The sequence below is a fragment of the Kribbella turkmenica genome (assembly GCF_004348725.1).
GTDB lineage: Bacteria > Actinomycetota > Actinomycetes > Propionibacteriales > Kribbellaceae > Kribbella > Kribbella turkmenica.
In genome coordinates this window covers 1-20,525 of sequence record NZ_SMKR01000101.1, presented here as the reverse complement: position 1 = coordinate 20,525, position 20,525 = coordinate 1, and the positions used below count along the sequence as shown (strand labels likewise).

Below are 20,525 nucleotides of genomic sequence, written 5' to 3'. Positions count from 1 at the left end.
CACCTGCGACTGAGTTGCAGAAAGTGTAGACCTCAGCCGAGCTCGTGCAGGGTCGGAACCGTGGTGAGCTTGTCCGGGTTGCGAATCAGGTACAGTCCGGTGATCACGCCGTCGGCGGTCTCGAAGAAGGTCACCGTGTCCGGCTCGTCGTCGAAGTACGCGATGAACGCGGTCTCGCCGTTCAGGGCGGCCGGCCGGACCTCGAAGTGCGGATTCTCGGCGATCACCCCGAACATCCACCGGGCGATCTTCTCCGCACCCTGGATCGGGCGCAGCGCCGCCTTCTTCTTGCCGCCGCCGTCGCTGATCAGCACCGCGTCCGGCGCCAGCAACGACACCACCTGGTCGAAGTCGCCCGAGCCGGCCGCCGCCATGAACCGCATGGTCAATTCGTTGTGCCGCTCCTTGTCCACCCGGTGCCTCGGCTGCCGCGCGTGTACGTGCGCACGGGCCCGGTGCGCGAGCTGCCGGACGGCGCTCTCCGACCGGCCGAGGGTGTCCGCGATCTCCTCGTACGGGAGATCGAAGACCTCGCGCAGGACGAACGTCGCCCGCTCGAGCGGCGACAGCGTCTCCAGGACGACAAGCATCGCCATGCTCACCGAGTCGGCCAGCTCGACGGCTGCGGCCGGGTCGTCGCCGCTCGTCGCCGGGATCGGTTCGGGCAGCCACGGGCCGACGTACTCCTCCCGGCGGGCCTTCTGCTGGCGCAGCCGGTTGAGCGCGAGCCGCGTGGTGATCCGGATCAGGTACGCGCGGGTGTCGCGGACCTGCTCGTGGTCGACGCCGGTCCAGCGCAGCCAGGCCTCCTGGACCACGTCCTCGGCGTCGGAGACGCTGCCGACCACGCGGTACGCGGCGCCGACGAGCACCGACCGGTGCTCGTCGAACTCCCGCGCGAGCCGCTCGTCCGCCTCGTCGGTCACGCCGGCCTCAGATCGCAGAGCTCCTTGAAGCCCTGGCTGGTGAGGCCGAGCGCGGCGTTGGTCCGGGAGCGGTAGTTCTCCAGCGACACCCAGGCGGTCAGCTCGACCAGTTGCTCCTCGCTCAGGTCCTGGCGCAGCCGCTCGACCTGCTCGTCGGTGACCTGCGGCGGGGTCGCGGTCATCGCGTCGGTGTACTCCATCACCGCGCGCTCCAAATCCGTGTAGGCGTCGCTGTCCCGCCACCCTGGCACATCGCGCAGCTTCCCCGGGTCGACACCCTGGTGGTGGAACTCCCAGTAGCCGAAGTCCATGCACCAGCTGCAGCCGATCCGGGCGGACGAAACCATCACCGCGAGCGCCTTGAGCGTCGGATCGAGCTTGGTCCAGCGGGCCGCCGAGCCCTCCATCAGCATCATCGAGGCCAGTACCCGCTTGTTGTGCATCGCCGCCCGCCCGGGATCCATCACCTTCCCGAACTTCCGCCGGCTGCCCCAGTCCACCAGCCGGACGAACCAGGTCCGCCTGTGCTCCAGCGAGATCCGAGCCATCACAACCTCCTCGTCGTCGTCGCCCTTCGGACACGCGCGGGAGGCGGTGTGTGACATGACGTGGCTCACACCTCGCGGTGAGACCGGGCAGAGTGGGTAGTTGACCTCACGGCGAGTACCCGATCTTGAATACTCTTCCACCTGCTGGCATACTCATTCACATGAATGTGAAGGTGGCGGTGGCCGGAGCCAGCGGATATGCGGGGGGTGAGCTGCTGCGGCTGCTGAGCGTGCACCCCGGGGTCGAGATCGGCGCGCTCACCGCCGGAGGGAACGCCGGGACGGCGCTCGGGCGGCACCATCCACACCTCGTGCCGTTGGCCGGCCGCATCCTGGTCGAGACCACGGCGGAGAATCTCGCCGGTCACGACGTCGTGTTCCTGGCCCTTCCGCACGGACAGTCCGCCGGAATCGCCGAGCAGCTCGGCGAGGACGTCACCGTGATCGACTGCGGCGCGGACTTCCGGCTCACCGAGGCCGAGGCGTGGATCGAGTTCTACGGCGGTCAGCACGCCGGCTCCTGGCCGTACGGACTTCCGGAGCTGCCCGGTCAGCGCGAGAAGCTCCGCGGCACGAACCGGGTCGCCGTGCCGGGCTGTTACCCCACCGTCTCCACGCTCGCCCTGCTCCCCGCCGTACAGCACGGTCTCGTCGACGCCGGTCAGTTGGTGGTCGTCGCCGTCAGCGGTACGTCGGGCGCCGGCAAGGCCCCCAAGCCGCACCTGCTCGGCGCCGAGGTGATGGGCTCGGCCAGCGCGTACGGCGTCGGCGGCGTCCACCGGCACACCCCGGAGATCGAGCAGAACCTCACGCCGTACGCCGACCGGCCGGTGAGCGTCTCGTTCACCCCGGTGCTCGTACCGATGGCCCGCGGCATCCTCGCCACCTGCAGCGCACCGGTTGCCGAAGGCACCGACCTGGCGGCGCTGCGGAAGGCCTACGAGGACGCCTACCGCGACGAGCCGTTCGTGCACGTGCTGCCCGACGGGCAGTGGCCGCAGACGCAGGCCACCCTCGGGGCGAACACCGTGCAACTGCAGGTCGCCCTCGACCGGCGCACCGGCCGCGCCGTCGTCGTGGCCACGATGGACAACCTCACCAAGGGCACCGCCGGCGCCGCCGTGCAGTGCATGAACCTGGCCACCGGCCTCGACGAGACCCTGGCCCTTCCCCTCGTAGGAGTAGCCCCGTGACGCTCGCAGTCACCCCGGACACTCAGGTCGATCGGAGCGCCGGGGTCACCGCGCCGGCCGGCTTCCGTGCGGCCGGGGTGATCGCCGGGATCAAACCGGCCGGTACGCCGGATCTCACCGTCGTCGTGAACGACGGCCCGCACGACGTCGCCGCCGGCGTCTTCACCACCAACAAGGTGAAGGCTGCTCCGGTGCTGTGGTCCCAGCAGGTGCTGACCGCCGGGAAGTTGAAGGCCGTCGTGCTCAACTCCGGCGGTGCGAACGCGTGCACCGGCCCCGAGGGCTTCCAGGACACGCACAAGACCGCGGAGAAGCTGGCCGAGGTGCTCGGCGTCGGCGCGGCCGAGATCGGCGTCTGCTCGACCGGCCTGATCGGCGAGCGGCTGCCGATGTCCGCGCTGATCCCCGGGATCGACGCAGCGGTGGAGGCGCTCGGCACTGCGCCGGAGCACGGCCTGGCCGCGGCGACCGCGGTCATGACGACCGACAACGTGCCGAAGCAGGCGGCACTGCGACACCCCGGCGGCTGGAGCATCGGCGGCTTCGCGAAGGGCGCCGGGATGTGCGCGCCGAACATGGCGACGATGCTCAGTGTCATCACGACCGACGCCGTCCTGGACCAGCCGCATCTCGACCACGCGCTCCGCAACGCGGTCGCCAAGACGTTCAACCGGCTCGACGTCGACGGTGGAACGTCGACCAACGACACCGTGCTCCTGCTCAGCTCGGGGGCGTCCGGTGTGGCGGTCGGGCCGGACGAGTTCGAGGCCGCGCTGACCACCGTGGCCGCCGACCTGGTGAAGCAGTTGCAGGCCGACGCCGAGGGCGTCACCAAGCACGTGAGCATCACGGTCCAGGGCGCGGCCACCGAGGCCGAGGCGGTCGCCGCCGCCAAGATCGTGGCCGAGGACAACCTGTGCAAGACCGCCTTCTTCGCCTCCGACCCGAACTGGGGCCGGATCGCGATGGCGGTCGGCAACGCGCCCACGGCGTTCGACCCGTCCCTGCTCGACATCACCCTGAACGGCGCGCCGATCTGCGTCGCCGGCGGCAAGGGCGTCGACCGCTCCGCGGCCGACCTGAGCGGCCTGGAGATCGACGTGGTGATCGACCTGCACGCCGGCCCGGCATCGGCGACCGTGCTCACCACCGACCTGTCCCACGCCTACGTCGAAGAGAACTCGGCCTACAGCTCATGACCTATGTGGACGCGGTGGAGAAGGCCGCCGTACTGACCGAGGCTCTGCCCTGGCTGAAGCAGTTCCACGGCAAGACCCTGGTGGTGAAGTACGGCGGCAACGCGATGGTCGACGAGAAGCTGAAGCGCGCGTTCGCCGAGGACATCGTCTTCCTCCGGTACGCCGGGGTCCGGGTCGTCGTCGTGCACGGCGGCGGGCCGCAGATCAGCGACATGCTCGGCCGGCTCGGCATCGACAGCGAGTTCCGCGGTGGCCTCCGGGTCACCACGCCGGAGGCGATGGACGTCGTCGGCATGGTCCTGGTCGGCAAGGTCGGCCGCGAGCTGGTCGGCCTGCTGAACGCCCACGGCCCGTTCGCGGTCGGCATGTCCGGCGAGGACGCCGGCCTGTTCACCGCGGAGCGCCGGACGGCGATCGTCGACGGCGAGTCGGTCGACATCGGGCTGGTCGGCGACGTGGTCGACGTCCGGCCCGAGGCGGTCGTCGACCTGATCGACGCGGGCCGGATCCCGGTGGTGTCGACGATCGCGCCGGACGAGGACGGCCAGGCGCACAACGTCAACGCCGACACCGCGGCCGCCGCGCTGGCGTCCGCGCTCGGTGCCGAGAAGCTCGTCGTCCTGACCGACGTGGCCGGGCTCTACCGGAACTGGCCGGACAGCGACGAGATCATCACCCAGATCAACGCTGCCGAGCTCGCCGAGCTGCTGCCGTCGCTCTCGTCCGGGATGGTGCCGAAGATGGAGGCCTGCCTGCGCGCGGTCGAGTCCGGCGTCTCCCGGGCCACCGTGATCGACGGCCGGGTGCCGCACTCGCTGCTGCTGGAGATCTTCACCGACGCCGGAAGTGGAACCCAGGTGATCCCGTCATGACCGAGCGAAGCGAGGGCGACGATGAGTGAATTGCTGACCGTCGACGGCACGCAGTCCGCGCTGACCGCCCGGTACGCCGACGCGCTGATGAACACCTTCGGTGCGCCCAAGCGGGTGCTGGTCCGCGGCGAGGGCGCGTACCTGTGGGATGCCGACGGCAACAAGTACCTCGACCTCCTCGGCGGGCTCGCGGTCAACTGCCTCGGGCACGCGCACCCGTTCGTGGTGTCCGCGGTGACCTCGCAGCTCGCCACCCTCGGACACGTCTCGAACTTCTTCGCGTCCGCGCCGCAGATCGCGCTGGCGGAGAAGCTGCTCGGTCTGTTCGACACCCCGGGCAAGGTGTTCTTCACCAACTCCGGCACCGAGGCGAACGAGGCCGCGTTCAAGATCACCCGCCGGACCGGCCGGACCAAGATCGTCTCCACCGTCGGCGCCTTCCACGGCCGGTCGATGGGCGCGCTCGCGGTGACCTGGAAACCGGCGTACCGGGAACCGTTCGGGCCGCTGCCCGGCGACGTCGAGTTCGTCCCGTACGGCGATGCCGACGCGCTGGCCGCGGCCGTCGACGACGACACCGCCGCCGTCGTCCTCGAGCCGATCCAGGGGGAGAACGGCGTCGTCGTACCACCGGCGGGGTACCTGCAGGCGGCCCGGCGGATCACCTCCGAGCACGGCGCGCTGCTGTGGATCGACGAGATCCAGACCGGGATCGGGCGGACCGGGACCTGGTTCGCGTACGAGGCCGACGGGATCACGCCGGACGTGGTGACCGTCGCCAAGGGTCTCGGCGCGGGCATCCCGATCGGCGCCTGCATCGGGCTCGGGCCGGCGGCCGACCTGCTGCGGCCGGGCAACCACGGGACGACGTTCGGCGGCAACCCGGTCGCGGCGATCGCCGGCCTCGCCGTTCTGACCGTGATCGAGCGGGACGGGCTGCTGGAGAACGTGAATGCCGTCGGCAACCACCTCGCGTCGTCGATCATCGCGCTCGACCATCCGCTGGTCGCCGGCGTCCGCGGCCGGGGGCTGCTGCTCGCGATCGAGCTCAGCCAGCCGGTCTCCGACCAGGTGGCGGCGCTCGCGCTGGACGCCGGGTTCGTGGTGAACAACCCGGTCCCGGACGCGTTGCGGCTGGCGCCGCCGTACATCCTGAGCAAGGCTGATGCCGACAGTTTCATCGCGGCCCTCCCGGGGCTGCTGGACCAGGTGGAGGCCTGATGACCGTGCGGCACTTCCTGCGCGACGACGACCTGAGCCCGGTCGAGCAGGACGAGGTGCTGACGCTGGGCGCGCAGTTGGCCGGGGACCGGTTCGGCCACCAGCCGCTGGCCGGCCCGAAGACGGTCGCGGTGATCTTCGACAAGACGTCGACCCGGACGCGGATCTCGTTCGCGGTCGGGATCGCCGAGCTGGGCGGCGTACCGCTGATCATCGACGCGCAGACGTCGCAGCTGGGCCGGGGTGAGCCGATCGCGGACACCGCGCGGGTGCTCGACCGGCAGGTCTCGGCGATCGTCTGGCGGACGTTCGCGCAGACCCGGATCGAGGAGATGGCGGCGGTCTCGCGGGTGCCGGTGGTGAACGCGCTGACCGACGAGTTCCACCCCTGCCAGATCCTGGCCGACCTGCTGACCGTCCGTCAGCACAAGGGGACGACCGCCGGGCTGAAGCTCGTCTACCTCGGCGACGGCGCGAACAACATGGCGCACTCGTACCTGCTCGGCGGGGCCACGGCCGGGATGCACGTCGTGGTGGGGTCGCCGGCCGGGTACCAGCCGGACCCTGCCGTGCTCGACCGGGCTCGGGCGATCGCGGCCGGGACAGGCGGCTCGGCCGCGTGGACCGCCGACGCGCTGGAGGCGGTCGACGGCGCGGACGTCGTTGCCACCGACACCTGGGTATCGATGGGTCAGGAGGCCGAGGCCGCCGACCGCGAGGCGCCGTTCGTGCCGTACGCGGTGACCGAGCAACTGATGTCGAAGGCAAGCTCCGACGCGATCGTGCTGCACTGCCTGCCCGCCTATCGTGGCAAGGAGATCGACGCGGCCGTGATCGACGGTCCGCAGTCGGTCGTCTGGGACGAGGCGGAGAACCGGCTGCACGCGCAGAAGGCGCTGCTGTCGTGGCTGCTGGCAAGGAGTTTCGAGGCATGAACATCGCTGCTGTACCGACGACGAAGACCGCGCGGCAGCAGCGGATCGTCGACCTGCTCGGGCGGCAGCCGGTGCGGTCGCAGACCGAGTTGGCCGACCTGCTCGCGGCGTCCGGGCTCGTCGTCGGGCAGGCGACCCTGTCCCGCGACCTGGTCGAGATCGGCGCCGTGAAGGTCCGCGACTCCAGTGGACAACTCGTGTACGCCGTACCCGGTGAAGGCGGCGACCGTACGCCGCGAGCCGGCGAGGCCGCCGCGTTCGAAGCGCGCCTGGCCCGGGTGGCGTCGGAGCTGCTCGTGTCGGCGGAGGGCAGCGCCAACCTGGTCATCCTGCGAACCCCGCCGGGTGCGGCCCAGTACTTCGCGTCGGCGATCGACCACGTGGGACTGGACGACGTACTCGGCACCATCGCCGGCGACGACACCGTCATGGTCGTCTCCCGCAACCCCGCAGGTGGACCGGCCCTGGCCGCTCGCTTCCTGTCCCTCGCCGCCCGCGAACCCAAGTAAGGATCTGCTGAATTGAGTACCGGAGAAAGTGCCGCCCTCTGGGGTGGCCGGTTCGCGGGTGGCCCGGCGGACGCGCTGGCGGCGCTGAGCAAGTCGACACAGTTCGACTGGCGGCTGGCGCCGTACGACATCGCCGGGTCGAAGGCGCATGCGAAGGTTCTCCATCGGGCCGGGCTGCTGACCGACGACGACCTGTCGGCGATGCTGGCCGGGTTGGACGGGCTGCTGGACGACGTACTGGGCGGGACGTTCCTGCCCGCCGAGGACGACGAGGACGTGCACACCGCGCTGGAGCGTGGCCTGCTCGAGCGGCTCGGCGCCGAGCTCGGCGGACGGCTCCGGGCCGGCCGGTCCCGCAACGACCAGGTCGCCACGCTGTTCAAGGGCTACCTGCGGGAGCACGGCCGGATCATCAGCCGGCTCGTGCTCGACCAGGTGAACACACTCGCCGAGCAGGCCGAGAAGCACCTCGGCGTCGCGATGCCGGGCCGCACCCACCTGCAGCACGCGCAGCCGGTCCTGCTCTCGCATCACCTGCTCGCGCACGCCTGGCCGCTGATCCGCGACCTCGACCGGCTCGCCGACTGGGACGCCCGGGTCGCGGCCGACTCGCCGTACGGCTCGGGCGCGCTAGCCGGCAGCTCGCTCGGCCTGGACCCGCAGTACGTCGCCCTGGAGCTCGGCTTCACCGACTCCTCGGCGAACTCGATCGACGGGACCGCGGCCCGCGACTTCGTGGCGGAGTTCGCCTTCGTCACCGCGCAGGTCGGCGTCGACCTGTCCCGGCAGGCCGAGGAGGTGATCATCTGGGCGACGAAGGAGTTCGGCTTCGTCGAGCTGGACGACGCGTTCTCGACCGGGTCGAGCATCATGCCGCAGAAGAAGAATCCGGACATCGCCGAGCTCGCCCGTGGCAAGGCCGGCCGGCTGATCGGCAACCTGAGCGGTCTGCTGGCCACGCTGAAGGCGCAGCCGCTGGCGTACAACCGGGACCTGCAGGAGGACAAGGAGCCGGTCTTCGACTCCATCGACACCCTCGAGGTCCTGCTGCCGGCGTTCACCGGAATGGTCCGCACGCTGCGTTTCAACACCACGCGGCTGGAGGAGCTGGCGCCGCAGGGGTTCTCGCTCGCCACCGACATCGCGGAGTGGCTGGTCCGGCAGAAGGTGCCGTTCCGGGTCGCCCACGAGGTCGCCGGCGCGTGCGTGCAGGAGTGTGAGAAGCGCAGGATCGAGCTGTGGGACCTGTCCGACTCCGACCTGGCCGCGATCTCACCGGAACTGACGCCGCAGGTGCGGTCGGTGCTGACGGTGGAGGGGTCGCTCGCGTCCCGGAACACCCGCGGCGGGACCGCGGGGGACCGCGTCGCCGAGCAGCTCACCGAGCTGCGCGCCCGCGCGGCGACTCATGCCGAGCGCCTCGCCTGAGGGCCCACGTCCGCCTCGCTCGGGGGCTCGCGCCGGGCGTCCCGCCCGAGACCACGGTGTGCGGTGGCCCGGCGGAGTCTCCGCCGGACCGCGTCGCCTAGGGTGCTGCGCATGTCTGTACGCCGCTCGCTGCTCGCGGGTCCCGTCCTCGACGTGGCCCCGAAGCTTCTCGGCATGGTCCTGCGCAGCACCACCGACGAGGGCACGGTCGCGGTCCGCCTCACCGAGGTCGAGGCGTACGACGGCCCGTCCGACCCGGGCTCGCACGCGTACCGCGGCCAGACACCGCGCAACACGGTGATGTTCGGGCCCGCCGGGTTCCTGTACGTGTACTTCACCTACGGCATGCACTTCTGCATGAACGTCAGCGCCGGCCCGGACGGACAGCCGTCGGCCGTCCTGCTCCGGGCCGGCGAGATCGTCGAAGGCCTCGACCTGGCCCGTGCCCGCCGGCTTCCCAGCACGCCCGCGGGCAAGTTCAACCACTCCACGGGTGTCCGGCCGGCCGGAGTTCGGTCGGTCGGAGTTCCGTCGGCCGGCGCGAACGGCGTACTGCCCGGACCGGTCGCCAAGCGGCCGAACGGGAACCCGGACCGCGACCTTGCCCGCGGCCCGGCCCGGATGTGCATGGCTCTCGGCATCGGCCGGGACGACAACGGCGCCGACCTGCTCTCCAGGACCTCGCACATCCAGTTGCTTCCCGGACCCGGGTTCGACGGCGAACCGGCCACCGGCCCGCGCGTCGGCCTCCGCGAAGCCGCCGGCCGCCCCTGGCGTTTCTGGATCCCGGACGACCCGACCGTCTCGCCGTACCGCCCGCACGTCCCCAAGCGCCGCGCCTGACCCGGGCCGTCAGCGGTTGGCGAGCGCCAGCACGTGGTCGAGTTGTGGCATCCCGTGCGCTACCTCCGGGTCCGGGAACAGGCCGATGTGGTGCACGCCGGCCGACTCCAGCGCGTCGATGTGCGCGGCCGCGTCGTCGAGCGTCCCCACCGCGCCGATGTCGGTCCACCAGTCCGCCGGCATGCCGACCAGGCCGTCGGCGCCGGACTCGTCGTACAACTTCCTCATCTCGTCGTAGAACGGCAGCGCCTTCAGCCCCGGGTGGTTCTCCTCGAGCCGCACGCCCAGCCACGGCGCGGTCCACTCGTACGCCGACGTCCGGTCCTCGCGCACACAGAACGCGCTGAACACCGCGACCACGAACCCCTCCGGCGAACCGGCGTACTCGATCGACTGCCGCACGTACGCCGGCGTCGCAGGCTCGGCCAGGACGATCCCGCCACCGACGCGACCTGCGAGGGCCATCGACTTCGGACCCATCACCCCGAGCAGGATCGGCGGCGGCTCGGTCGGCGGCGCGTCCAGCTGCACGTCCTTCAGGTGGACCGTCGTGCCTTCGACCGTCACGTTCTCGCCGGCCAGGAGCCGGGAGACCGCCGTGGTGACCTCCTCCAGCGCGGTCAGCGGCGACTTCGGCCGGACGCCCATCTGGCCCATCCACTCCTGCACGCCGTGGCCGATCCCGGGCAGGAACCGGCCGGGCGCGAGCGCGTCCAGCGTGGCGAACTCCATCGCGGTGACGGCAGCGGTCCGCGCGACCGCCGGCACGATGCCGAGACCGACCGTCAGCCGCTCGGTCGACGTGAGCGCGGCCGAGACCAGCGAGGGCCCGGCGGTGTAGAAGCAGTCCTCGATGATCCACAGCTCGTCCGCACCACCCTGGTCGAGGCGGCGGGCGACGTCGGTCACCAGGGCGGCAGGGTAGGTCCGCGGGAAGCACATGCCGATCTGTGTCATGCGCAGAACCGTAGAGGCGGCCGCCGACAGTTCTCGAAGGCATCCAGGGGTTCGGTGAAGCTCTTCCCGGGCCGCGGGGCAGCAGGCGTATCGGCCCGGTGTCCGGGTAGGTTTCGGACTATGGCCCGTCCGCACTACGCGTCCCGTCTCGAGGACTGGTTCAATCTGGGAGTGCAGGCGCTCCTGCGGCGTCGCGGCTGGCGGGAACGGATCATCCCGCATGTCGGCTACGGCACCACGCAGTTCGTGCGGGTGATGGCGCGCGTCGTGCTGAGCCGGGACCCCCGCAGCCAGCCGCGGTTCGACGAGGACCAGGTGGTGCGCGGCTGGCGCGTCTTCGTGACCGCGCCGGCGACCAAGGTGAAGGTCACCGTCACCGTCGGCGGCGAGACGTTCGAGGCCATGACCGACCGTGGCGGCTTCGTCGACCTGACCGTGCCGGTCGTGCTGCCGCCCGGCTGGCACGAGATCAACCTGGGCGTGCACGGCGAGCGCGAGGCCCGTGGCCGTGTCTACGTGCCCGATCCGGACGCCACTCTCGGGCTGGTCAGCGACATCGACGACACGGTCATGCTGACGATGCTGCCGCGTCCGCTGATCGCCGCCTGGAACACGTTCGTCCGGGACGAGCAGGCGCGTCGCGTCGTACCGGGTATGGCGGAGATGTACGCCGCCCTCCTGGCAGACCACCCAGGTGCGCCCATCTTCTACCTCTCCACCGGCGCCTGGAACACCGCGCCGACGCTGACCCGCTTCCTGGCGCGTCACGGCTACCCGGCCGGGCCGTTGCTGCTCACGGACTGGGGGCCGACCAACACCGGCTGGTTCCGCAGCGGCCAGGAGCACAAGCGCAACTCGCTGCGCCGGCTGGCTGCCGAGTTCCCGAACGTCCGCTGGGTCCTGATCGGCGACGACGGCCAGCACGACCCCCAGTTGTACGGCGACTTCGCGCAGACTCACCCGGATCACGTCCGGGCGATCGGCATCCGCCAGCTCACCCCGGCCGAGCAGGTCCTGTCCCACGGTCTCCCGGTACCGAACCAGGATCCGGGCGCCCACGACCCCCAGCGGCCCAACGCCGCCACGGTGCACGCTCCGGACGGCCACGCGCTCCGGCCCCAGTTGCAGGCCGTGCTGACCCGCCCGGACCCGGGCTGACCCACATACAGGACACTTGTAGCCGACCGACGTACTCGAGGAGAGACAAGTGACCGACAGCGGGACCGAACGCCGCACCCAGGTGCTCGACGACCTGGACAGCCGCGGCCTGATCGCGCACACCACCGATCCCGACGCCCTGCGGGCCGCGATGGCGGCCGGACCGATCACCTCCTACGTCGGCTTCGACCCGACCGCCCCCAGCCTGCACATGGGTAACCTGCTCCAGTTGCTGACGCTGCGACGCCTCCAGTTGGCCGGCCACAACCCGATCGGGCTCGTCGGCGGGGCCACCGGTCTGATCGGCGACCCCAAGGAGAGCTCCGAGCGGGTGCTGAACCCGAAGGACGTCGTCCAGCAGTGGGTCGAGAAGGTTCGCGGACAGGTGGAGAGGTTCATCGACTTCGACTCCGCCCTGCCGAACCCCGGTCGCATCGTCAACAACTACGACTGGACCAAGGACCTCAACACGCTCGACTTCCTCCGGGACATCGGCAAGCACTTCCCGGTGAACCGGATGCTCGGCCGCGAGGTGGTGAAGGCGCGGCTGGAGCAGGGGATCAGCTACACCGAGTTCAGTTACGTGCTTCTGCAGTCGCTGGACTACCTGGAGCTCTACCGTCGGCACAACTGCACACTGCAGACCGGTGGCAGCGACCAGTGGGGCAACCTGACGGCGGGTGTCGAGCTCATCCGCCGTACCGAGGCCGGCAAGGCGCATGCGCTGGCCACACCGCTCGTGACCAAGGCCGACGGGACGAAATTCGGCAAGACCGAGTCCGGGACCGTGTGGCTGGATCGGGAGCTGACGTCGCCGTACGCGTTCTACCAGTTCTGGTTCAACACCGACGACCGCGACGTGATGCAACTGGTGCGGTTCTACACGTTCAGGACGCCGGAGGAGATCGCCGCGCTCGAGCAGGCGACGGCTGAGCGCCCGCAAGCGCGAGAGGCGCAACGACTCCTCGCCGAGGACATCACCACACTGGTGCACGGCGAGGAGGAGACCAGGAGAGTGCAGGAGGCGTCGAAGGCGCTCTTCGGCCAGGGGGAGCTCGCCCTTCTCGACGGCACCACACTGGTTGCCGCACTACGCGAAGCACCCCATGTCGAACTGGGCGCCGGCGAGCCGATGCCGACGTACGGCGACCTGCTGGTGAAGTCCGGCCTGGTCGCCAGCAAGTCGGCCGCACGCAGGACGGTGGCCGAGGGCGGCGGGTACCTCAACAACGAGAAGGTGAAGGACGCCGAGTACGTGCCGGGGTCCGGCGACCTGCTGCCTGGTGGCGTGCTGGTGCTGCGGCGCGGGAAGCGTTCGTTTGCAGGGGTTTTGGCGTCGCCGGCGGGCAGCTGATGGCGCCGGCTCCACTCCCACAAACCGGAGGCCGAGAGCAAATTACAACCATGTGATCCTGCCCACCGGGAACCGATTTGACCGGCCACCTGGGAGCCACGTAATGTTCTTCTTGTTGGAGCGAGGCGCGGGACGCGAGAGCGGCCGGTCGCTCCGAACCCCCCAAGGCTAGCTGAGCCGAACCGCGTTGTCTGACGCGGGGCGGTAGCTCCCGCAGGGTGGGGAGCCAGAAAATCGGGCTTGACTCGGTGGATCTGCTCCGGTAAGGTAGCGCAGGTTGCCCCGGAATCCTGGCCGAAAGGTCATGATGCGGTGTGCGTCCGATTCTTGAGAACTCAACAGCGTGCCGAAAGATGCATTTTCCCCGTTCATGGGCATTGAACGTTTCCTGGGCCCCGGCTTTTGTGGTTGTGGGTGTGGGTTTGTTTGTGTCTGTGGCGGATTCCTTTGAAATTTTGTATGGATTCAAGTCAGTTTGATTTGTTTCTGGTTCAGAGGATCGCTTTTTGTGGGTCTGTTTTCCATGGCCTTTGGGTTGTGGTTGACTTATAGATTTCAACGGAGAGTTTGATCCTGGCTCAGGACGAACGCTGGCGGCGTGCTTAACACATGCAAGTCGAGCGGTAAGGCCCCTTCGGGGGTACACGAGCGGCGAACGGGTGAGTAACACGTGAGCAACCTACCCTCAACTTCGGGATAAGCCTCGGAAACGGGGTCTAATACCGGATATCATCACGGGCTTCATGGTTTGTGGTTGAAAGTTCTGGCGGTTGGGGATGGGCTCGCGGCCTATCAGCTTGTTGGTGGGGTAATGGCCTACCAAGGCGTCGACGGGTAGCCGGCCTGAGAGGGCGACCGGCCACACTGGGACTGAGACACGGCCCAGACTCCTACGGGAGGCAGCAGTGGGGAATATTGCGCAATGGACGAAAGTCTGACGCAGCAACGCCGCGTGAGGGATGACGGCCTTCGGGTTGTAAACCTCTTTCAGCAGGGACGAAGCGAGAGTGACGGTACCTGCAGAAGAAGGACCGGCCAACTACGTGCCAGCAGCCGCGGTAATACGTAGGGTCCGAGCGTTGTCCGGAATTATTGGGCGTAAAGGGCTCGTAGGCGGTTCGTCACGTCGGGAGTGAAAACTCGGAGCTTAACTCCGAGCCTGCTTCCGATACGGGCAGACTAGAGGTAGGCAGGGGAGAGCGGAACTCCTGGTGTAGCGGTGGAATGCGCAGATATCAGGAAGAACACCGGTGGCGAAGGCGGCTCTCTGGGCCTTACCTGACGCTGAGGAGCGAAAGCGTGGGTAGCGAACAGGATTAGATACCCTGGTAGTCCACGCCGTAAACGTTGGGCGCTAGGTGTGGGGGACATTCCACGTCCTCCGTGCCGCAGCTAACGCATTAAGCGCCCCGCCTGGGGAGTACGGCCGCAAGGCTAAAACTCAAAGGAATTGACGGGGGCCCGCACAAGCGGCGGAGCATGCGGATTAATTCGATGCAACGCGAAGAACCTTACCTGGGTTTGACATATAGGGAAATCTCCCAGAGATGGGAGGTCCGTAAGGGTCCTATACAGGTGGTGCATGGCTGTCGTCAGCTCGTGTCGTGAGATGTTGGGTTAAGTCCCGCAACGAGCGCAACCCTCGTCCTATGTTGCCAGCACGTTATGGTGGGGACTCATAGGAGACTGCCGGGGTCAACTCGGAGGAAGGTGGGGATGACGTCAAGTCATCATGCCCCTTATGTCCAGGGCTTCACGCATGCTACAATGGCCGGTACAAAGGGCTGCGAAACTGTAAAGTGGAGCGAATCCCAAAAAGCCGGTCTCAGTTCGGATTGGGGTCTGCAACTCGACCCCATGAAGTCGGAGTCGCTAGTAATCGCAGATCAGCAACGCTGCGGTGAATACGTTCCCGGGCCTTGTACACACCGCCCGTCACGTCATGAAAGTCGGCAACACCCGAAGCCGGTGGCCTAACCCCTTGTGGGAGGGAGCTGTCGAAGGTGGGGCTGGCGATTAGGACGAAGTCGTAACAAGGTAGCCGTACCGGAAGGTGCGGCTGGATCACCTCCTTTCTAAGGAGCACTGAGGCAGGTCGCTCGTAGAGAGTGTGCCTGTCCATTCATCACTGCCCGGGCGTTCGTCTCGGGGTGATGGTGCTTCGGACTGTGGAACATTGACCATTAGATTCGGACTGATACCTGGTCCGTTAGTACTGCTGGTGTCCTTCGGGGCGGTGGCGTGGAACGCGGGGTTTGGGTGGAGGAAGGTTTCGAGGCGCGCTGTTGGGTCCTGAGGAATCGGGCTGGGTCTCTGTGGAGATGTGGACTGGTTTTTCTGGGTCACGGTTACACCGGCTTGTTGTGAGTGGGTGTGGTTGGTGGCTGGGGCCGGCTCTCACCAAACTGCCTGGTGGGTTCGCTTGATGGGTGTGTTGTTTCCCTGGATGGTGTTCTTGTCTGGTGGGTGGTGGTTGTGGGGCTGGTTTTCCTGCCCGTATTTTGAGAACTGTATAGTGGACGCGAGCATCTCTTTGTAGCGATTTTGTTTGTTTTGTTGTTGTGACAAGCTACTAAGGGCAATCGGTGGATGTCTTGGCACCAAGAGCCGATGAAGGACGTTGGAGCCTGCGATAAGCCCCGGGGAGTTGGCAACCAAGCTGTGATCCGGGGGTGTCCGAATGGGGAAACCCAGCTGGCATTCTAAAGCCAGTTACCAGTGCCTGAACACATAGGGTTCTGGAGGGAACGCGGGGAAGTGAAACATCTCAGTACCCGCAGGAAGAGAAAACAATTGTGATTCCGTGAGTAGTGGCGAGCGAAAGCGGATGAGGCTAAACCATGTGCGTGTGATAGCCGGCGTGCGTTGCGCATGTGGGGTTGTGGGAGCATTCAGACACTAATGCCGTGGTGTCGGGGAGTTATAAATCGCTGTTGAAGTCGAATCTTCTGGAATGTTGAGCCGTAGTGGGTTATGGCCCCGTAGGCGTAAGACAGCGACTTCCGAGTGTTTTCCCAAGTAGCACGGGACTCTTGAAATCCCGTGTGAATCTGGCGGGACCACCCGCTAAGCCTAAATACTTCTTGGTGACCGATAGCGGACTAGTACCGTGAGGGAAAGATGAAAAGTACCCCGGGAGGGGAGTGAAATAGTACCTGAAACCGGTTGCCTACAATCCGTCGGAGCATCTCCTTGTGGGGTGTGACGGCGTGCCTTTTGAAGAATGAGCCTGCGAGTTAGTGGTGTGTGGCGAGGTTAACCCGTGTGGGGTAGCCGTAGCGAAAGCGAGTCTGAATAGGGCGTTTGAGTCGCATGCTCTAGACCCGAAGCGGAGTGATCTATCCATGGGCAGGTTGAAGCGTGGGTAAGACCGCGTGGAGGACCGAACCCACCAGGGTTGAAAACCTGGGGGATGACCTGTGGATAGGGGTGAAAGGCCAATCAAACTCCGTGATAGCTGGTTCTCCCCGAAATGCATATAGGTGCAGCGTCGCGTGTTTCTTACCGGAGGTAGAGCACTGGATGGTCTAGGGGGCTTACCGGCTTACCGAAATCAGCCAAACTCCGAATGCCGGTAAGTGAGAGCGCGGCAGTGAGACTGCGGGGGATAAGCTCCGTAGTCGAGAGGGAAACAGCCCAGATCACCAGCTAAGGCCCCTAAGCGATTGCTAAGTGGAAAAGGATGTGGAGTTGCCCAGACAACCAGGAGGTTGGCTTAGAAGCAGCCACCCTTGAAAGAGTGCGTAATAGCTCACTGGTCAAGTGATTCCGCGCCGACAATGTAGCGGGGCTCAAGCAATCCGCCGAAGCTGTGGCATTCATACTTGTACTCGGCCTCACTTTCGGGTGTGGTCCAGGTGTGTGGATGGGTAGGGGAGCGTCGTGCAGCGTGTGAAGCAGCCTAGTGATGGAGTTGTGGATGCTGCACGAGTGAGAATGCAGGCATGAGTAGCGAATGACGGGTGAGAAACCCGTCCGCCGGATGATCAAGGGTTCCAGGGTCAAGCTAATCTGCCCTGGGTAAGTCGGGACCTAAGGCGAGGCCGACAGGCGTAGTCGATGGACAACGGGTTGATATTCCCGTACCGGCATTAACACGACCCGACCGAACCTACTGATGCTAAGCCAACTAGGTTCTGATGTCTTCGGACGGAGGAGCCGGCGTTGGTGACCCGAGGTGGTAGTAGGTGCACTGAGGAGTGACGCAGGAGGGTAGTCCAACCGCGGCGATGGTAGGCGCAAGCTGATCCGCGGGCAAGGTGGTAGGGCGAGGCATAGGCAAATCCGTGTCTCATGTGCCTGAGAGCCGAGGCGGACCCGTTCAGGGGAAGTGGATGATCCCATGCTGCCGAGAAAAACTTCGCAGTGAGTGTTAGAGCCGCCCGTACCCCAAACCGACACAGGTGATCAGGTAGAGAATACCAAGGCGATCGAGTGAACCATGGTTAAGGAACTCGGCAAAATGCCCCCGTAACTTCGGGAGAAGGGGGGCCGGATCCGTTACCCCACTTGCTGGGGGAAGCGGTGATGGCCGCAGAGACCAGGCCCAAGCGACTGTTTACTAAAAACACAGGTCCGTGCGAAGAAGTAATTCGATGTATACGGACTGACGCCTGCCCGGTGCTGGAACGTTAAGGGGACAGGTTAGCTGGTTTCGGCCGGCGAAGCTTTGAACTTAAGCGCCAGTAAACGGCGGTGGTAACTATAACCATCCTAAGGTAGCGAAATTCCTTGTCGGGTAAGTTCCGACCTGCACGAATGGCGTAACGACTTGGGCGCTGTCTCAACCATGGACTCGGCGAAATTGCATTACGAGTAAAGATGCTCGTTACGCGCAGCAGGACGGAAAGACCCCGGGACCTTTACTACAACTTGGTATTGGTGGTCGGTACAACTTGTGTAGGATAGGTGGGAGACTGTGAAGCTCGGACGCCAGTTCGGGTGGAGTCATCGTTGAAATACCACTCTGGTTGTTCTGGCTGTCTAACTTTGGTCCGTTATCCGGATCAGGGACAGTGCCTGGTGGGTAGTTTGACTGGGGCGGTCGCCTCCTAAAAGGTAACGGAGGCGCTCAAAGGTTCCCTCAGCCTGGTTGGCAATCAGGTGTCGAGTGTAAGTGCACAAGGGAGCTTGACTGTGAGACAGACATGTCGAGCAGGGACGAAAGTCGGAACTAGTGATCCGGCGGTGGCATGTGGGAGCACCGTCGCTCAACGGATAAAAGGTACCCCGGGGATAACAGGCTGATCTTCCCCAAGAGTCCATATCGACGGGATGGTTTGGCACCTCGATGTCGGCTCGTCGCATCCTGGGGCTGGAGTAGGTCCCAAGGGTTGGGCTGTTCGCCCATTAAAGCGGCACGCGAGCTGGGTTTAGAACGTCGTGAGACAGTTCGGTCCCTATCCGCTGCGCGCGCAGGAGACTTGAGAAGGGCTGCCCCTAGTACGAGAGGACCGGGGTGGACGAACCTCTGGTGTGCCAGTTGTTCCGCCAGGAGCACGGCTGGTTGGCTACGTTCGGGAGTGATAACCGCTGAAAGCATCTAAGCGGGAAGCACGCTTCAAGATGAGGTCTCCCACCGGGACAACCGGGTAAGGCCCCCAGTAGACCACTGGGTTGATAGGCCAGAAGTGGAAGCACGGCAACGTGTGCAGCTGACTGGTACTAATAGGCCGAGGGCTTGTCACACACCCACCCAACCGGTGGGACAACACCACAAGCTGCGCTCCAAAGTAACTCGCGTCCACTGTACGGTTCCCGAAATACGGTCAACCCCAGCAACCAACACCCCAAACCGGGGTGTTGTGACCCGCAACGAGTGGTTGATTGATATTTCCATAGAGTTTCGGTGGCCATAGCGTCGGGGAAACACCCAGTCTCCATTCCGAACCTGGAAGTTAAGCCCAACAGCGCCGATGGTACTGCGACCGGGAGGTCGTGGGAGAGTAGGACGCCGCCGGACATTCACACTGTTAAGGGCCACCCCATCCGGGGTGGCCCTTAACATTTCCCCCCACCAACCGGAAGCCACCCCCGCTTCCCCGGCACGCGCCAACAGACCTGACCGACCGGCAACCTGACAGCCACGGCACCGCCCACCACCCGACCAGCAGCCGAGACCGCTGAACCGCCACCCCGGAACGGCTGCCCCACCCAAGTACGTGGGAGTGGATGTCAGGGCACACGGTGCGCGGCGGTACCTTAGGTCTTTGTCCATGCACTGCAGTCCATGCACTGCGGGCGACTGCGGCGCAACTGCTCGATCGAGCTTCAGTAACTACAGCACCTGCTTCAGTAAGTAACTACAGCACCTTAGGAGTCAACGTGGCGACGCCACCTCGCAATCCTCGCTCCGGTTCCGGGGACCGTCGCGGTTCCTCCGGAGGCAGCGGCCGTTCCGGTCGTGACGGTGGCGGGCGCTCCGGCTCCGGTCGTTCGAACTTCGGTGGGGGATCGGGCTCCGGCGGGCGTTCGGGGTTCGGTGGCGGCTCGAGCGGCGGTCGGTCCGGCTCGGGTGCCGGCGGTTCCGGTGGTCCCGGTGGATCCGGTGGGCGGTCTGGCGGTGCCGGCGGCCGGTCGGGTTCTGGTGGGCATCGCGGGGCTTCGAGCCGGGGGGACAGCCCTCGATCGGGTGCTCCGCGGGGTGGTTCGCGTGCCGGTGGGTCCTACCGGGACGAGCGGGATCGCGACGAGAACAGGCGTGGGTTTGCCGGGTCCCGGCGGGACGACACGTCCGAGCGCGATCCCTTCCGTGGTCAGTTGTCCGGTCGGGGAGAGCGTGACGACCGCGGCGGACGTGGGTCCGGCCGCGACGACCGGTCCGGTGGTTACCGCGGTGGTGACAGCCGTGACGATCGCTCAGGTGGCTACCGCGGTGGTGACAGGCGGGATGACCGGTCCGGTGGTTACCGCGGTGGTGACAGCCGTGACGATCGCTCAGGTGGCTACCGCGGTGGCGAGAGGCGGGATGACCGGTCCGGTGGTTACCGCGGTGGTGACAGCCGAGACGACCGTTCAGGCGGTTACCGCGGTGGCGAGAGGCGGGATGACCGGTCCGGTGGTTACCGCGGTGGTGACAGCCGTGACGATCGCTCAGGTGGCTATCGCGGGCGGGACGATCGGGCCGGTGGCTCCGGGCGTCCCGGCGGGCGTGATGAGCGTTCCGGTGGGGGATTCCGGCGGGATGATCGCGCGGGTTCTGGCGGCGGGTACCGGCGGGACGAGCGTGGTGGGCGTGACGAGCGCGCGGGGTCCGGTGGTGGTTACCAGCGGGGCGAGCGTGGTGCGCGTGACGAACGCCCGGGGTCTGCCGGCGGGTACCGGCGGGATGATCGGGGCGGACGGGTCGAGCGCGCGGGGTCCGGCGGTGGGTACCGTCGAGA

At 66.7% G+C, this 20,525-nt stretch carries 14 protein-coding genes and 3 rRNA genes; 14 read left to right on the top strand and 3 right to left on the bottom strand.

Annotated elements, in window-relative coordinates; genetic code table 11:
• Positions 1–32: 32 nt before the first annotated feature.
• Entirely contained in the window at positions 33–926 is an 894-nt protein-coding gene (locus tag E1218_RS22285; RefSeq protein WP_132323195.1) for an RNA polymerase sigma-70 factor, read from the bottom strand.
• Positions 923–1,474, bottom strand: a complete 552-nt coding sequence (locus E1218_RS22280; protein WP_132323193.1) for a carboxymuconolactone decarboxylase family protein — start codon at positions 1,472–1,474, stop codon at positions 923–925. The genes E1218_RS22285 and E1218_RS22280 overlap by 4 nt, the downstream gene beginning before the upstream one ends.
• A gap of 161 nt (positions 1,475–1,635) precedes the next feature.
• Here E1218_RS22280 and argC point away from each other — a divergent pair, with 161 nt between their 5' ends.
• From argC to E1218_RS22240, 8 genes are all read left to right on the top strand, one after another.
• On the top strand, positions 1,636–2,667 hold the full coding sequence (gene argC, locus E1218_RS22275) for an N-acetyl-gamma-glutamyl-phosphate reductase (RefSeq protein WP_132323191.1): 1,032 nt from the start codon (positions 1,636–1,638) through the stop codon (positions 2,665–2,667).
• Positions 2,664–3,866, top strand: a complete 1,203-nt coding sequence (argJ, locus tag E1218_RS22270; protein ID WP_132323189.1) for a bifunctional glutamate N-acetyltransferase/amino-acid acetyltransferase ArgJ — start codon at positions 2,664–2,666, stop codon at positions 3,864–3,866. The genes argC and argJ overlap by 4 nt, the downstream gene beginning before the upstream one ends.
• Entirely contained in the window at positions 3,863–4,738 is an 876-nt protein-coding gene (gene argB / locus E1218_RS22265; RefSeq protein ID WP_132323187.1) for an acetylglutamate kinase, read from the top strand. Before argJ ends, argB begins: the two co-directional genes overlap by 4 nt.
• Before the next feature lie 21 nt (positions 4,739–4,759).
• Complete coding sequence (locus tag E1218_RS22260) at positions 4,760–5,959, top strand: acetylornithine transaminase (RefSeq protein WP_132323185.1); 1,200 nt, start codon at positions 4,760–4,762, stop codon at positions 5,957–5,959.
• Positions 5,959–6,894 (top strand): ornithine carbamoyltransferase, encoded by a 936-nt coding sequence (gene argF, locus E1218_RS22255; protein WP_132323183.1) that lies wholly within the window; start codon positions 5,959–5,961, stop codon positions 6,892–6,894. Before E1218_RS22260 ends, argF begins: the two co-directional genes overlap by 1 nt.
• Positions 6,891–7,403, top strand: a complete 513-nt coding sequence (locus tag E1218_RS22250; RefSeq protein ID WP_132323181.1) for an arginine repressor — start codon at positions 6,891–6,893, stop codon at positions 7,401–7,403. The genes argF and E1218_RS22250 overlap by 4 nt, the downstream gene beginning before the upstream one ends.
• 12 nt (positions 7,404–7,415) lie before the next feature.
• Complete coding sequence (argH, locus tag E1218_RS22245) at positions 7,416–8,831, top strand: argininosuccinate lyase (protein WP_132323179.1); 1,416 nt, start codon at positions 7,416–7,418, stop codon at positions 8,829–8,831.
• Between the two features lie 111 nt (positions 8,832–8,942).
• On the top strand, positions 8,943–9,674 hold the full coding sequence (locus tag E1218_RS22240) for a DNA-3-methyladenine glycosylase (RefSeq protein WP_132323177.1): 732 nt from the start codon (positions 8,943–8,945) through the stop codon (positions 9,672–9,674).
• Between the two features lie 9 nt (positions 9,675–9,683).
• On the opposite strand, the gene E1218_RS22235 is transcribed toward E1218_RS22240, so the two are convergent.
• Entirely contained in the window at positions 9,684–10,631 is a 948-nt protein-coding gene (locus tag E1218_RS22235) for an LLM class flavin-dependent oxidoreductase (protein WP_233712379.1), read from the bottom strand.
• 120 nt (positions 10,632–10,751) lie between these two features.
• Between E1218_RS22235 and E1218_RS22230 the strand changes: the two genes are divergently transcribed.
• The 6 genes from E1218_RS22230 to E1218_RS22205 all read left to right on the top strand — a co-directional run.
• On the top strand, positions 10,752–11,789 hold the full coding sequence (locus E1218_RS22230; protein WP_132323175.1) for an App1 family protein: 1,038 nt from the start codon (positions 10,752–10,754) through the stop codon (positions 11,787–11,789).
• Between the two features lie 49 nt (positions 11,790–11,838).
• On the top strand, positions 11,839–13,143 hold the full coding sequence (gene tyrS / locus E1218_RS22225) for a tyrosine--tRNA ligase (protein ID WP_132323173.1): 1,305 nt from the start codon (positions 11,839–11,841) through the stop codon (positions 13,141–13,143).
• 555 nt (positions 13,144–13,698) lie between these two features.
• Positions 13,699–15,218 (top strand): 16S ribosomal RNA (locus E1218_RS22220).
• Positions 15,219–15,705: 487 nt separating this feature from the next.
• Positions 15,706–18,831, top strand: a 23S ribosomal RNA gene (locus tag E1218_RS22215).
• A 156-nt stretch (positions 18,832–18,987) separates the two neighbouring features.
• Positions 18,988–19,105, top strand: a 5S ribosomal RNA gene (gene rrf / locus E1218_RS22210).
• The 16S, 23S and 5S rRNA genes sit together here, the layout of an rRNA operon.
• A gap of 816 nt (positions 19,106–19,921) precedes the next feature.
• Positions 19,922–20,525: hypothetical protein (locus tag E1218_RS22205; RefSeq protein WP_202866140.1), on the top strand; the 604-nt coding region annotated here is incomplete at its 3' end.